The organism is Phormidium yuhuli AB48, assembly GCF_023983615.1.
GTDB classification, from domain to species: Bacteria; Cyanobacteriota; Cyanobacteriia; order Cyanobacteriales; family Geitlerinemataceae; genus Sodalinema; species Sodalinema yuhuli.
Window position 1 is genome coordinate 4,089,825 of sequence record NZ_CP098611.1, and the last position, 14,403, is coordinate 4,104,227.

At 54.0% G+C, this 14,403-nt stretch carries 12 protein-coding genes; 4 read left to right on the forward strand and 8 right to left on the reverse strand.

Translation table 11 applies throughout. The features are described from left to right. Window positions 1–201: 201 nt before the first annotated feature. Window positions 202–1,458, reverse strand: coding sequence for a response regulator (locus NEA10_RS17555; protein WP_252662639.1), 1,257 nt, complete (start codon window positions 1,456–1,458; stop codon window positions 202–204). Between the two features lie 402 nt (window positions 1,459–1,860). Between NEA10_RS17555 and hmpF the strand changes: the two genes are divergently transcribed. After that, window positions 1,861–3,582: a pilus motility taxis protein HmpF gene (hmpF, locus tag NEA10_RS17560; protein WP_252662640.1), complete on the forward strand. Its 1,722-nt coding sequence runs from the start codon at window positions 1,861–1,863 to the stop codon at window positions 3,580–3,582. 3 nt (window positions 3,583–3,585) lie between these two features. Here the strand turns inward: hmpF and tilS are convergent, their stop codons facing one another. The 3 genes from tilS to NEA10_RS17575 form a co-directional block, all read right to left on the reverse strand. Next, window positions 3,586–4,566 carry a tRNA lysidine(34) synthetase TilS gene (gene tilS / locus NEA10_RS17565; RefSeq protein WP_252662641.1) on the reverse strand — a complete coding sequence of 327 codons (981 nt, stop codon included), beginning with the start codon at window positions 4,564–4,566 and terminating at the stop codon, window positions 3,586–3,588. Between the two features lie 92 nt (window positions 4,567–4,658). Continuing rightward, entirely contained in the window at window positions 4,659–6,083 is a 1,425-nt protein-coding gene (locus NEA10_RS17570) for a glutaredoxin family protein (RefSeq protein ID WP_252662642.1), read from the reverse strand. Between the two features lie 892 nt (window positions 6,084–6,975). After that, on the reverse strand, window positions 6,976–7,323 hold the full coding sequence (locus NEA10_RS17575; RefSeq protein ID WP_252662643.1) for an ArsR/SmtB family transcription factor: 348 nt from the start codon (window positions 7,321–7,323) through the stop codon (window positions 6,976–6,978). A gap of 225 nt (window positions 7,324–7,548) precedes the next feature. Here NEA10_RS17575 and ccsB point away from each other — a divergent pair, with 225 nt between their 5' ends. Together ccsB and NEA10_RS17585 are read left to right on the forward strand one after the other, a co-directional pair. After that, entirely contained in the window at window positions 7,549–8,541 is a 993-nt protein-coding gene (ccsB, locus tag NEA10_RS17580; protein WP_252662644.1) for a c-type cytochrome biogenesis protein CcsB, read from the forward strand. A gap of 9 nt (window positions 8,542–8,550) precedes the next feature. Continuing rightward, window positions 8,551–10,518 (forward strand): amylo-alpha-1,6-glucosidase, encoded by a 1,968-nt coding sequence (locus NEA10_RS17585; protein WP_252662645.1) that lies wholly within the window; start codon window positions 8,551–8,553, stop codon window positions 10,516–10,518. 22 nt (window positions 10,519–10,540) lie between these two features. Here the strand turns inward: NEA10_RS17585 and minC are convergent, their stop codons facing one another. Next, entirely contained in the window at window positions 10,541–11,386 is an 846-nt protein-coding gene (gene minC / locus NEA10_RS17590; protein ID WP_252662646.1) for a septum site-determining protein MinC, read from the reverse strand. A 241-nt stretch (window positions 11,387–11,627) separates the two neighbouring features. On the opposite strand from minC, the gene NEA10_RS17595 reads away from it, so the two are divergent. Beyond that, window positions 11,628–11,990: an IS630 transposase-related protein gene (locus NEA10_RS17595; RefSeq protein ID WP_374111793.1), complete on the forward strand. Its 363-nt coding sequence runs from the start codon at window positions 11,628–11,630 to the stop codon at window positions 11,988–11,990. Window positions 11,991–12,091: 101 nt separating this feature from the next. Here the strand turns inward: NEA10_RS17595 and NEA10_RS17600 are convergent, their stop codons facing one another. From NEA10_RS17600 to NEA10_RS17610, 3 genes are all read right to left on the reverse strand, one after another. Continuing rightward, entirely contained in the window at window positions 12,092–13,144 is a 1,053-nt protein-coding gene (locus NEA10_RS17600; RefSeq protein WP_252662647.1) for a hypothetical protein, read from the reverse strand. Between the two features lie 64 nt (window positions 13,145–13,208). After that, a complete protein-coding gene (locus NEA10_RS17605; protein ID WP_252662648.1) occupies window positions 13,209–13,535 on the reverse strand; it encodes an MgPME-cyclase complex family protein in 327 nt (108 codons plus the stop codon). A gap of 89 nt (window positions 13,536–13,624) precedes the next feature. Further along, complete coding sequence (locus NEA10_RS17610; protein ID WP_252662649.1) at window positions 13,625–14,347, reverse strand: pyridoxine 5'-phosphate synthase; 723 nt, start codon at window positions 14,345–14,347, stop codon at window positions 13,625–13,627. Between the last annotated feature and the right edge of the window lie 56 nt (window positions 14,348–14,403).

Here is a 14,403-nt window from a genome sequence, read left to right on the forward strand (position 1 = left end):
CTGACAGTTGATCGGGGTAGATTGCTCTGCTGCCTGTTTGAGGTTCGCCATTAACATAACGTTATCAGACGGCTCCGGTGTCGACGGCATCCGGTAACTGAATCTGCTGACTCCGCGCCTGAGAACTAATCACGATTATAGACTAGGAGGCAAACCCATCTGAAGGCAAGTTCCCGACTGATTTGACACTTGAGTGGGATCTTAGACCTCTAAGGCTGGATCGTCTAGGGAGGTATCGACGGAGGGTATGGGTCCGTCAATGCCTGGCCCGATATAGGTTTCCAGGAGCATGAGCAGTTCCTGTTCCCCAAAGGGTTTAGTGAGATAATCTGTTGCCCCCACCATTCGCGCTCGCACGCGATCGATAAAGCCATCCCGGCCGGTTAACATGATAATTGGTGTTTGACGGAAGGCCCGCGATTTACGCAACATGGCACAGAGTTCATAGCCGTCGGGTTCGGGCATGGCGATGTCACAGAGGATGAGGTCGGGTTTCAGGGGGAACACGAGGGACAGAGCTTTGAGGGAACTGCCGAAGGAGGTGATTTCATAGCCATGGGGTTTGAGCATCAGTTCAATGGTTTTGCGGATGGTGCGCTCGTCATCAATGCAGACAATCCTGGGAATCCGGGCTGTGGCTGGGCGTAATCCCGTATCCACGAGGCGATCGCCCCCTGAGGAAGAATTCGGCGCAGACAAAATCTGCACCCGTCCCTGTTTGATGTAGGGGTGAATCACCCGGGCAATGGGGACGAGATCCCGATGCAGGTAGCGGGACATCTGACGCAGGGAGGTTTTTCCATCACAGAGACGGTTGAGGGTATTAAAAGCCTTGGGAGGGAGTTCCGCTTGTAGGGACTCAACATCCGTCAAGGCCGGACATTGATGGGGCGATTGCAGATGAGGGTAAAATTGCTTCCATTCTTGGACTTGCTTGGCGGTTTTGGACAGGGGCGCTGCCATCTCCAGGGTCATCAGTTGGGGGGACAAGGCCGGACCCATGTCGAAGATAAAGGAGCCTTGATGGAGGCTGAGCAGGTCAAAGAGGGTCTCATAAACCATTTTACGGAGAATACTGCGACCCTGTTCTGGAGCAATCAGATGATTTTCCAGCAATTGCCAGAGACAGCCATATTCTGGGGCGTTCGTGGTTTCAAAGGCGGAGCGTTGAATTTGGTCGATGAGGTGATCGAGCTGGTAGTAGCGCAAATACTCCCGTAATCGGGTTAAATTGCCATCAGGACTGCCCCCGGCATAGACTAACTGCCCATTGGCACAAAAGACAAACCAGGAACTCTGAGAGCTGGCCATCTCACGCTGAAGATGGGCAGGACTATAGGCGCGAGCCGGAATCGGTGGCGAGCTATAGGTTTCTACAAAAAGTTCTCCGGTGCGCTGACCGAGTTCGATCAGTTGCAGGATACTGCGGATATCAATTTCATTTAAATTTCCCTGCATGTGGCTCTTAAGCTCGCTGCTTGATCGTCTAGTTCATCCTCAGGGGAACAACGGCCGTGTTTCCGGGCCTTTCGGGACTCGGCTGGCGTTTTCACCGAATAGAATTGATGACGACTAAACTGTTATTGTGCCAGATGATTGTGCCAGACGGTGGTACGCGGGTTAGGATAGGGGGGGATTTGTAGTTGTGACCCCATTCCAGTCTACAGGTCACAACGACCACCTGGGGTCACGAAACGCAGTGAGTGATGCTCAGTTAGGGGTTTCTTGACTCAACTGATCGTGCTGGGGGTACGACCGCTGGCCATAATCTTCAATAATGGCCAGGGGCGAGACCCACGCGGCGATCGCGTCGGATTCCCTGTCTCGTCTGTACGATAACTCGGGAAAGGAAAAATAAGCGTGCTGTATCTAGCGGAAGTCCTCAAGAAAAGTGGCGTTTTCGGCAGTGGCAAAACGGAGCTAAAACTGTTAGCAAGTCAGCGAGGGGAATATAACTGGGTTCCAGTCCCAGGAGAGGATATTATCCCGGCGGATGATTCTGGGAACTTTAATTCCGGGGCTCTGGTGTTTGCGGATCTCAATGCCAGCAAGCAGGTTCAAGGGAGCCTCAAGGAAGCCAGTGGCCAACTGGTTAAGATTTTGCAAAATTTCTCCCGCTTCCAGGAGAAGTTCAAAACCCAGGAGGAGGAGATTGAGCAGTGGAAGCAGTCCCTGACTTATCAAAGTCAGGAACTCAACCGCCGTGAGATGGAGATGGAGGCCCACCGGGAAGAGGTGGACAATGTTCAACAGGAGTTGGCCCGCTTGGAGGCCAAACAGGGGGAGATTGAACAGCAACAGGGGGAGATTGACCGCTTGCGTCAGGAGGTTGAGCAGTCTCGTCAGGAACTTGAGTCGGCTTGGACTCAGTTACAGGGGGAACGGGAGGAACTTCAAGGTTCTGGCTCGATTGATGCGGAGCAGGCTGGCAGTTTGCAGCAATGGCTCCAGTATCTGTCAGAGGTGATGTTACAACCGGAGGAATTGCAAACCTCGTTGGCGGCGGTTCAAGACCAGTTATCGGCTCAAGAAGCCTGGCTGGGGGAACGTAAGGGTCAGCTGGAAGAATGGCGCACCCAGGCTCAAGATGACCAATCTCAGTTAGATGAGGCGGTGCAAGGCTTGGAGCAACGTTGGGGTGAGTGGCATCAGTCCCAATTGGAGTTGGCGGGCAAACGCACGGAGGTGGCGGTCCGGGAACGACTTCTGGAGGTGAAGGAACAGGTGCTGACGGGGTTGCGCGGCCAGTTGACGGGGTTGGCGGATTTGGCGAGTCAGATGTCGGGTGTGGGTACGGCCCCGGCGACGGCTTCAGGCCCTGAGGTGGATTTGTCGGAACTGGAACGGATGCCCTTGAATACCCTTCAGGAGCGGGTACGTCAGTTACAAAATGAGCTGGAAACGGGGATGCGCCTCGTGATTGATGAGCAGGAGGAGTTGATGTTACAACGCCTGGATCTCAATGAGCTGGAGGCGAAGGCGGCCCGGGCCGGTGAGGGCGATCGCGCTTCTCTGGAGGCTGAGTTAGCGGATTTACAGGAAAGTTATGGTTTCCTCAACGATACCCTGGTGGGACAGCGACGCAGCCTACGGGAACGGGAACGGATTATGAATCAATATCAGAGTGTGCTCTGGCGACGGTTGGGGAATCCCCCGGAACCGGTTAGTTCTGGGGGAACGGTAGATTTAAGCCCTCTGGTGTCTCGGCTGACGGAACAGCAGCAGGGTCTTCAGCAACAGGTGCAAACCTTGGAAGGGGAGTTGAACAGCCTGCGCGGTGAGTTGGATGATTTGCGCGGACAGGTGACACAACAGATGAGTGCTGATGAGGGACAACTTCAGGAGTTGAAGGAGCGCGATCGCCAACTGCGCGATCGCCGCGCGGAAATTGCTCAAACTTGGGGCCGGGTGAATGCGTATCAGGAACTCCTCGATGAACTGGGCGATCGCCTAACGCAGCTCAAACAAACCGCTGATCCCCTGGCGGGCTCTCTGGAACATCTCCAGGAATTGACGGACTCACAACACAATGCGGTCACACAATTGCAAGAGGTGGTGGGACATCTGACGGCACCGGAGTAAGGCTTAGGGGCCGTTGGGGCGAATCCAATGAATCCAAGGATGAACCACACGGGCGATCGCCCCTCCAGGGAACGGATCGCTCTGACTCCGGTTGGGGGCGCTGATGAGATGCTGGAGTTTCTCAACATGGGCAAAGCTGGGATCACGGGTTAGGTGCTGTTTGAGAAACAATCGCAGGGCCCGACGTTGTAGGGCCAGGGGGGCTTCCTTCAGGTGCTTCCGATGGAGGGCTTGATCCCCATAGCCCAAAACCTGCTCTAACAGGGTCTCAGCTTGCTGGTTGAGATAGGCCACGTCGGCCTGGAGGAGTTCAGCGGTTTGAGCGAGGTTGGCACTGACTTGAGGGTGAAATTGTTGTTCTAAGTAGGGCAATACATCTAAGCGGAGGCGATTGCGGGCATAGGTCGGGTCGTCGTTACTGGAGTCCCACCAGACGGGGAGTTGCCGCGTTTGGCAAAATTGGCCGGTTTGTTGACGGGAGAGTTCGAGTAGAGGACGGGTTAGGGTTAGATGGGGACTGAGCGATCGCTGCCAAGTGAGGGCCTGTAATCCCTCGGCCCCGGCTCCGCGAATGAGGTTATAAAGGAGGGTCTCAGCGCGATCGCTCTGGGTATGTCCGGTGAGCAGATGGGGGTAGTCTTGGGCTTGGGCGATCGCTTCTAGGGCCTGATAGCGCCAGGTTCGGGCGGCGGCTTCACTGGAAAGGGGTTCTGGGGCGACGGCCTGAAAATAGGGACAATGCCACTGTTGGGCCATCTCGGCGACGGCGGCGGCGTTGGCGGCGGAGTCCTCTCGCCAGCGATGGTCACAATGGGCGATGGCAATTGTCCAATGCCATTTAGGTTGTAAGTCTAAAGCCAGTTGGGCTAAGCAGAGGGAATCCTGCCCCCCGGAGACGGCAATCAGGAGGCGATCGCCCTCATGTAGAAGCTTCCGCTGTCTTAGGGTGGTGTGAAGTTGGGCGTGTAGGGGACTCCAGGGCATGGGGGGGAAGAAGGCAAGAGGCAAGAGGGTCACCACGGAGACACGGAGGGCACGGAGGAGGAGGAGGAGGGAGGCAAGAGGCAAGAGGGGGGTTAGCCCATCATGAGGAGTTCGGGGTTGAAAATCATGATGAGACCGAAAAAGAGCATAAAGACTCCCCCTAGGAGTTTGAGGACTCGTCCTTGGGATTCGGTGACTCGGGCTGAGCGGAAGGAGAAAATAAAGGTCAATAAAATCCCAAATAGGGGAATGGTGTAGATGGTGGTGTAGATGGCCGTCCAGCCGAGGCTACAGGTGTTCCAACCCCCTTGACAGACTCCAAAAAGACGGGTGAAGTAAATCATTGGCAGGATGGCGGTACAGCCGAACTCTAGGGTGTTGACCACAATTGATAAGAGAATTGTTCCGCCGAGGGCCGCTGCGAATAGACGGCGATCGCCTCGCGCTGCTTGGAGCGATCGCACGATGGCGGCGGCTTTCTGGGTAATCAGTTTCTGCTGTTTCTCTGAGAGGGAGAGGGAAAACAGCTTTTTGAAGAAAAAGAAGTCCTTAATGTTAATCAGGGCAGCCAGGGTGATAATAATCCCCAAACCCACGGTTACTACCGCTCCATAGCGTTCTAGGAAAATTGTCCCCACGGTAATCATCACGATGATGGAGATGAAATAGAGCACCCCTGAGGTGATCACAAAGGTGGTCCCCACTAAAATCATGTCACGGCGATGTTTGGTATAGGTCAGCAGGGAGAGTAAAATCGCCAATACGGTGAAGGCACAGGGGTTGAAGCCATCGACAAAGGCAATGGTAAAGACGAATAGGGGAAAGGGGAGTTGGTCGGCAAATTGACGGACAATCCCCTCGGGGGTTAGGGCGACAAAGGCAAAGAGACTCATAATTAGAGTCAGAACTAGTCCCCCTGTCCAGAGGCGACGGGATTCAGGGGTTCTGAGGCGAGACTGAACCACGGGATAGCTGACGGTGTAGAGTGCGGGAAGCGCTAACAGCCACCAGGGAACGCTTCGGGGAGAGAGGGCACCCTCAGGAAGACGGATTTCAATCCCGGCTTCTGCCTCAATGGCGGCGATAATTTGGTTGCGGTAGCCGATATACCCTTGATGGGTGGATTGGTACTGTAGGGGGCCATCGTCTTCGCTATAGCCAATGAAGGAGCGATCGCCGATGAAGGTGCGCGGGACTCCCCCGGAGGTAATGCCGTAGCGCGATCGCACCTCCTGCCAAATGTCTGGAAAGTCCTCGATTTCGTAAGACCGTAACCGCACTTGGGGATAGGTATCGTCGATGTAGTCCATCAACGGTTCCTGCTGGCGACAGTAGGGACAGGTGGCGGTATGGAAGAAGTAGACGTCTGTGATACTGTTGCCACCACTGGGGGCCTGGGCGATGGCGGAAATCTGAAAACTCACAGCTATTAGCAGAGTGGTCAGGGCAAGGAGCGCCGAGAAGAAAACCCCCCGACGCTGCGATCGCCCATGGGGATAGGGAGCGGGAAACGGCATAGCAAACCTCCAAATGATGAGAGATTCCCCAGTTCGGACTGAAGACTGCTCCAATTTCACCACAGGCTCAGGAACTAGATCTCTCGGTGGGGACAGGTTAGGGGCGGATTTCGCCCTAGTCCTGTCTGGAGAGGTAAACTCTCTATCCCATTCTAGATAAAATATTTGCTGGCTTTAATGATGGGTTAAATAATGTTACTTACAAGCCACAAAATCTCTTAAAAAAAGTCAATCATTTGATAGCATTCTTGAGTCTTGACCCTAATTCAGTTTTATCTGACTGTATTAACACGGAAATTTTTAGTTGTGGCTACTCCACTCCCCAAACATAAATCGGGAGGTATGGACCATTAAAAACTGAAGACCCTGAATTATTTCCCCAGAGTCAATGACGCAACTTGCTAGAATCCCCCAAAAAAATCATACCCAGTCTTTATGATTGGTTAATGCCAGGTTTTGATGTGCTGGCCAGATATCCGATACGGAGGAGGTTACGCAACTTGGAGTTTGCCCCTACAGCTATCCACAGCACGATATCTAAAATGATATAACTTTTCAGCATTCTAAATTAAATGAATATCTAAAATAAGCTAGACTTTTTGAAAGTCGCTGCTTTTAATACTTCTAGACATTCTAGAATCCTATCTTAACAAAAATATGAGTTTTTTAATTATTTTTAATTATTTTCATTACACAAATAAACCCAAGCTAGCAACATTAAATCAATTTCAAAAAATTGATATTATTTTAATCCAAGCATAGACAACATAAAAAAAACAGATTGAGTCTGCTTGCGTCTTATTTCAAAAAAAATGGGCAGTGATTTTTTACAACCGACTACCCAGGTTATAGATTGAAAACCGTGATTGTTTGAATGAATCGATAAATCTAACTACATAGACCGTTGGAAGGATTTAAGGTCAATGGAATGTTGAGCTTGTTCTTCCAGGTGAATTGACAGACGGTGAGAGACTAACTCACAGAGTTGAAAAACGACGGGATCCGTAATCTGGTAGTAGACGCTGACTCCTTTTGGGGTACGCTCAATAAATCCAGCCTGGGTTAGAATTTTGAGGTGCTTGGAGACATTCGCCTGCCCGAGTCCGGTACTCTCGACAATCTCCGAAACATTCTTAGTCCCGGATTTGAGGGTACAGAGAACCAGAAGGCGACTGACCTCGGACAACACCTTGAAGTAGTCAGAGACTTTGGCGATCGCGGCCGTGGAAGCTTCTTGCATTTGCGTTAACGTTTAGAGTAACGTTTGGATCGTGTTTCAACGTATAGTATAAATTATATTCGCATATGAGTTTCAGTGAATCGGCCTGGCGATCGCGCATCTTAATGTTTCAGACGGCTCTCGGGATTCCCCTTTGGGCCAGAAGTCGCTAGGATCGTTCTAGGCTAGGCTGTAACGGGCTGGTCTTATTAACCCCACTCACTGATCGTTAAGAGAGAACTCCTCATGGATCTGGTATCCCTCCAGAATGTACTCGATAATCTATCCTTCGCGATTCTGTTCCTGACAATGCTCACCTACTGGGTGGGTGTTGCCTTTCCCAAACTGCCTTATCTGGGGACAGTGGGAACCACAGGGATGGCGATCGCAAATCTTTGCATTGCGGGCCTGCTGGGGGCCCGTTGGCTCGAAGGCGGCTATTTCCCCATCAGCAATCTTTATGAATCGTTATTTTTCTTAGGCTGGGGCATCACAGGGGTGCATCTGATTGCTGAGAGCATCAGCCGCAGTCGTCTTGTGGGAGCCGTGACCGCTCCGGTGGCGATGGGAATTGCTGCCTTTGCCACCTTAACCCTGCCCCAAACGATGCAGGTCTCAGAACCCCTGGTTCCTGCCCTAAAATCCAATTGGCTCATGATGCACGTCAGCGTGATGATGCTCAGCTATGCCACCCTGATGGTCGGGTCTTTGATGGCGATCGCCTTCCTGGTGGTCACCCGAGGCCAGGAAGTCGAATTACGGGGGAGTTCTGTGGGAACCGGCAGTTTCCGCGATATGAAACGCCCCGAAAACCAACCCCAGCCTAACCCACAACCCAGTTTTAGCCCCTTCAGCAGCGAACTGGGAGGAGTCGCCACCCTAGAGCGTCCGCAAACCCTGACATTATCCCCGCAACGGCTCAACCTAGCCGATACCCTGGATAACGTCAGCTATCGCATTATCGGTTTAGGCTTCCCCCTGCTAACCATTGGCATTATTGCCGGTGCAGTTTGGGCCAACGAAGCCTGGGGAACCTATTGGAGTTGGGACCCCAAAGAAACCTGGGCCGCCATTACCTGGCTAGTCTTTGCTGCCTATCTCCATGCCCGCATCACCCGAGGCTGGCAAGGTCGTCGCCCGGCGTTCTTAGCCGCTGGGGGCTTTGTGGTGGTTTGGGTCTGCTATCTGGGGGTCAATCTCTTGGGTAAAGGCCTGCATTCCTACGGCTGGTTTTTCTAAGCAATCCCTATGGCCCTCCCCAACTGTCTCCATCTCGGACGAGAGACCTGTGGCAACTTAATCATTGCCGAACGGCGAGAATGGCTGGTCACCAATGGTATCGGTGGCTATGGCTGCGGAACCGTCGCTGGACTCCTGACTCGTCATTATCACGGCTTACTGGTGGCGGCCCTGGAGCCGCCTCTGGGACGGACGCTGATGCTGGTGAAACTCGATGAGACCGCTGACTATGGCGGGCAACGCTTCGAGTTGGGATCTAACCGTTGGGGGGATGGCAGTCTTGCACCGACGGGCTATGTCTATTTGGAAACCTTTGAGTTAGAAGGGACTATCCCCGTTTGGCAGTATGCCCTAGCCGATGCCCGCCTCTCAAAGCGGGTTTGGATGGAACCGGGCAAAAATACTACCTATGTTCGCTATTCCCTGAGTCGGGGAACTCAACCCCTACGGCTATCGCTGAAGACCTTTCTCAACTACCGCGACCATCATGGCGGCAGTGTCATGGGCAATTGGCAGGTGTGGCGGGTGGAGGAGGGCATCGATATGGTGGCCTTTGGTGGGGCGGTTCCCTTGCACCTACGGGGTCCGGGACAGTGGATTCCCAATAACGAATGGTATCGTCACTTTGATTTGCAACTGGAACGCTATCGAGGCACGGGGTCCAGTGAACATCATTTCCAAGGGGCCACCCTGGAGATGACCCTGGAACCGGGACAATCTCTGACCTTGGTGGCCAGTGCTGAGAGGGATTGTGACCCGGATGGAGAGGCGGCGTTGCAGCGACGGCGAGAGTATGAGTCGCGGTTGTGCGATCGCGCCCTGGGGACCCTCGGGGATGATGAGCGGTTGCAGCAGTTGGCCCTGGCCGCTGACCAGTTTATTTGCGATCGCCCCCTCAGTGATGGAACCTCAGGCCAAACCATCATGGCTGGCTATCCCTGGTTTGGGGATTGGGGACGGGATACGGCGATTAGTTTACCGGGGTTGACTCTGGCCACCGGTCGCCCGGAGATTGCCCAGACCATTTTACGCACCTTTGCCCGCTATTTCGATCAGGGCATGATGCCCAATCTCTTCCCCGATAGCGGCATGGAACCGGACTACAATACTGTAGATGCCATTCTTTGGTATTTCCAGGGCGTACAGGGCTATTTTGAGGCAACTGGGGACTTGCAACTGATTGAGGAGTTGTACCCGGCCTTACAAGAGGTGGTGGACTGGCATCTACGGGGAACTCGCTACAACATCGGGGTTGATGAGGATGGATTGCTCTATGCCGGGGAAGCGGGAGTCCAGTTAACCTGGATGGATGCCAAGATTGACGATTGGGTGGTCACCCCCCGTCAGGGGAAAGCGGTTGAAATCAATGCCCTCTGGTATAACGCCCTGGAGGTGATGGTGGGTTTGGCCCAGGCCTTGGGCAAAGATGAAACCGAGTATCGACAGTTAGCCCAACAGACACGCCATGGATTTAGCCGCTTTTGGTATGAGGCGGGGGGCTATTGTTATGACCTGTTGGATGGTCCTGAGGGGGATGATGCCAGGTTACGACCCAATCAGATTTTTGCCCTCTCCTTACCCCAGGCGTTGTTGACTCAAGAGCAGGGCCGCTCCCTGTTAGGGGTGGTGGGCCGGGAATTGCTGACCTCCTATGGCTTGCGATCGCTCTCGCCCGGAGATGGGAACTATTGTGGTGAGTATGGGGGCGATAGCTGGCAACGGGATGGCGCCTATCACCAGGGAACGGTTTGGAGTTGGCTCTTGGGCCCCTTTGCTCTGGCTCACTACAAGCTCTATGGAGACAAAGCCCTAGCCCGCAGTTTCTTAGATCCCCTATTTGACCATCTCTGGGATGGTGCGGTGGGGAGCATTAGCGAGATTTTTGATGGCAACCCACCCCATACCCCTCGCGGCTGTTTTGCCCAGGCTTGGAGTGTGGGGGAACTGTTGCGGGTGATGGCTCAGTTGCAGGATTAACAGCTAGTTTGAATGCTGTTGATTAGGCGCGAGAGGGGAAATTGAAATCCGCCGCCCGACTAATGCGAATGGCCCGATTTGCCACATAGGCAACTTCGGGGTAATACTCCAAGAGTTTATCCGAGGGGGCCCGGGCCACGGCATTGGCAATACGAATCTGAGTTGGGTCCATCTGTAAGGCCATAATCAGACATTGGGGATTCCCCGCCGCACCGGCGTGAGCAATTCCCCGTAAGCGCCCCCAAACTAGAATATCCCCGGAAGCAATCACCGCCCCGCCGGGGTTGACATCCCCCACCAGCACGACGCTGCCGGGATGACGAATTTCTGTGCCGGAGCGCACGGTGTTGTTGAGATAGAGGGGTTCGGCTAGGGCTTGGGGGGCGTTGGCGACCTGGTTTTGTAAACTCTCGTCTCGGGAGGGTTGTTCGACGCAATAGCCAGCGGTGGCAGCGGCCACGGCGGTTTGACGGCGATAGGTGGAGACTCGTTGTAGTTTGAGTTGGGCCTCTTGTAAGGCTTCGTCGAGTTCCTGAAGTTGGCGACTGTCGAGGAGGCGATCATCCGCTTGCAGCATCACCGGGGTGTGGGGTTCCCAGAAGCGATCGCCGGCATTGAGGCGATGTTTGAGCTGTTGCCAGAGTTCTTGCCAGGTGAGTTCGCCGGCGGTTTCTGACTGGGGGGGGAGGAGGAGAAGAACTTGCCCCGCCTCACTTTTAAGACGAACCTGCTGATGGAGGTTCAAGCCAGCCGGTTGAGGAGGGGTTTCGGAGGAGTTTGTCTCGTCTTCAGCCGCTGACGTGGGGATGTCATCGCTGGAGTTGGGTTCAAAAATGAATTCAGTGGGAAGGGAGGAATCAGAAGCCATGAAAACGCAAGTGAATAAGAGAGTTGGGGCAACTGTTATGGGGACTGGATTGAGACGCTTTCTATCCTAGCGCGTCTGTTTCTCTGGTTTGGGAGAGGTTTCCCAGGGCTATACCCTATGCTGACGGGTTGAACCTCAGGGATTCAGGAAAACTGTCATAGAAATTAGGACATGAGTTATCCTGGTTTAACATTCGGACATTTGTCAAGAAAACCAGTTTTTTGCAGGGAGGGTTGTCAGCATGTCCAACAGTTATAGCTACGACTTGCGGCAGAAGGTCATTAAGGCCATTGAGTTGGATGGTATGAAGAAGAGTGAAGCCAGTCAAGTCTTTGGCATTAGCCGCAACACGATTCACCTATGGCTGAAACGAAAGGCGGAAACGGGAGATTTTCGTCCCCGGGAATATCGACCGCCAGGTCATAGCCATAAGATTCAGGATATTGATGGATTTCGAGAGTTTGTGCTGAAAAATTCTGACAAAACTCAGGAGCAGATGGCGGCCCTCTGGCCTGACGACATCAGTGCTAGAACTATCTCTAGATGGCTTAAAAAACTCGGGTTTGTCCGTCGCAAACATCTCTGGGTCTTGAAAAAGCGATGAACGCCACGAGGAGATGAGCCTCGCAGAGGGATGGGAGCAATTTAGGGTCGTGAGTCTAGGGGACTCGGTTGAACTCGTCCTAGTTCATTTGGCGAGGATATCTAGTTGAGGCTAACTTGGGGCATCAAGACCATAACCCGTTGACTGTCCACTACCATGGTCCAAAAGCCTTGCTCACTCAGCCGTTGTAAGAGGGCGTTGGCTTCGGTTTCGTCGCGACTGTAACCCACTAATAAATAGGGGCGTTGTCCATAGGAGACTAAGCCGATACTGCGATTGGTGGCCTGTTGGAGTTCACGGGCCACCTGGGGCTGATTGAAGTAATCGACGAGAATGGCATAGCCGGCCTCTAAGGGTTGGGGATTATAGCCTCGGCTGCGTGCCGGTGGGGAGGCGATCGCCACTTCGGGGAGGGCCTGGGGTTGGGGGTCAGGGGAACTTGAGCGAGGACGCTCTTCCTCCTCCACGGGGGTATAAACGGGCAAATCGTCCGGATTGATATCGGGGGCGGGACTGTCCGCACTCCCCCCAGGGAGATTAGCGGGGGGTAAGTCTCCCAAGGTGATGTCTAAATCCCCTCCATTCCTGTCCCGGGAACGGGCGGTGCGCTCTTGCTCCCGACTGTCCCGAGATTGACTCCGAGATGGCCGCTGTGAGGTTTGCGTCTCCTCTGATGAGCGGCTTGGAGTGCGTCCGCCGGCGGGCCGGGCTTCAATAACTTGAACTTGGGGCAGACTCAGGGAACCCGATGAGCTTGGGGCGGGGGTGGAGGGGGGAGCGGTGCTTCCCGTTCCGGGGTCATTGGTGGCGCTGTGACTGGGGGGACGGGTGACAAAGGCGTTGAGACCCGATTCTTCGGTAATCTGTCGCGCGAGGCTGGAGGCATCCTCTTGGCCCTGCAAGCCATGAATCCGTAATACCACTTCGTCGAGATAGGTGCAGGCTTGGGCCTCTACTCGATTGGGGAGGCGATCGCCCACATTATTTAAGTCCTGATTCTGTTGAGGTAGCACTAAGACGAGAAATTCCCCAGCCCGAGGGGGGGCGCAGGCCGGCAATTGGGCGATCGCTCTGGGCCCTCGCCCAACCGCTCCTAGCCCGCTGAGGGCGATCGCAACAGACATGACCGGGATGAGGGGCTGAGGAAAACGCATGGGCTGTTGACTGAAATGGGGTTGACAAATAGCGATAATAATGCTAGCACATCCCCAGATCAGCCTAGGCTGACGCGAGAGAGGCTAGGGGGTCGGCGATGCTCTCAGAGGGGGCCTCAAACTGACCCGTTAGCACATATTCTAACCGCAGTTTCAGCCAGATAATGAACTGGTGATCGGTAGAAATAATGGCGACGGAGGGTTGTGGACATTTCGCCTTAGCCTCAGCCAATTCTGGGGCTTCGAGAAAGGCGGGCTGTTTCACGAGCCAGAAGTCAATTTCTTTTTCTCGTTCCTGGTAGTTCCGCACCCGTTCTTGAAGCACCTCGTCGAGAGGTTCTTCTTCCAAGAGGAATTTCTGGCTGGCGGCGACGTAGTAGTAAGTTGTCATGGTCAGTGGAAAGGACTCTTCAGAGACGATAGTACGGCAGTTGCAGTATCAAATCATACCGCCGTGCAACACTTTAAGGAAATTAAGTGTTACAGTTCGCGATGAAGGGCTTGTTTCATCTCCCGCACGGCCCGTTCAATCCCCACTAAAGCCGCTCGGGCAATAATCGTATGGCCGATATTGAGTTCTTCCATCCCCTCAATACAGGCGACGGGATAGACATTGAGATAGGTTAAGCCATGGCCGGCATTCACCCGTAAGCCGGACGCCCGGGCCATGGCACAGCCGTCTCGCAAGACTTCGAGTTGTTGGTGTCGCTCAATCTCCGTGGTGGCTTCGGCATAGCGGCCGGTATGGAGTTCAATAAACTGGGCTTGAGTGGCGGCTGAGGCTTGAATTTGTTTGGCTTCGGCGTCGATAAACAGGCTGACGGGAATCTCTGCCTCCTGAAGCCGTCCGACCACCTCGGTGAGGCGATCGCAACTTCCATCGACATCCAAGCCTCCCTCCGTGGTGACCTCTTCCCGTTTTTCTGGAACCAGGGTGACATAATCGGGTTTGAGATCGAGGGCGAGGGTCACCATCTCCTCGGTGGCCGCCATCTCTAAATTCAAATGGGTACTGACGGTTTGTCGCAACAAATAGACATCGCGATCCTGAATATGGCGACGATCTTCTCGCAGGTGAGCGGTAATGCCGTCGGCCCCCCCTAATTCCGCCAAAACAGCCGCCGCTACAGGGTCGGGTTCCGTGGTGCGTCGGGCCTGTCGAATCGTGGCAATATGGTCGATATTCACGCCAAGGGTAATCAATCTAGGTTCTCTCCGGGTGCTATGATGACGTTCCATATTCTAGGTTGTTCTCTCCC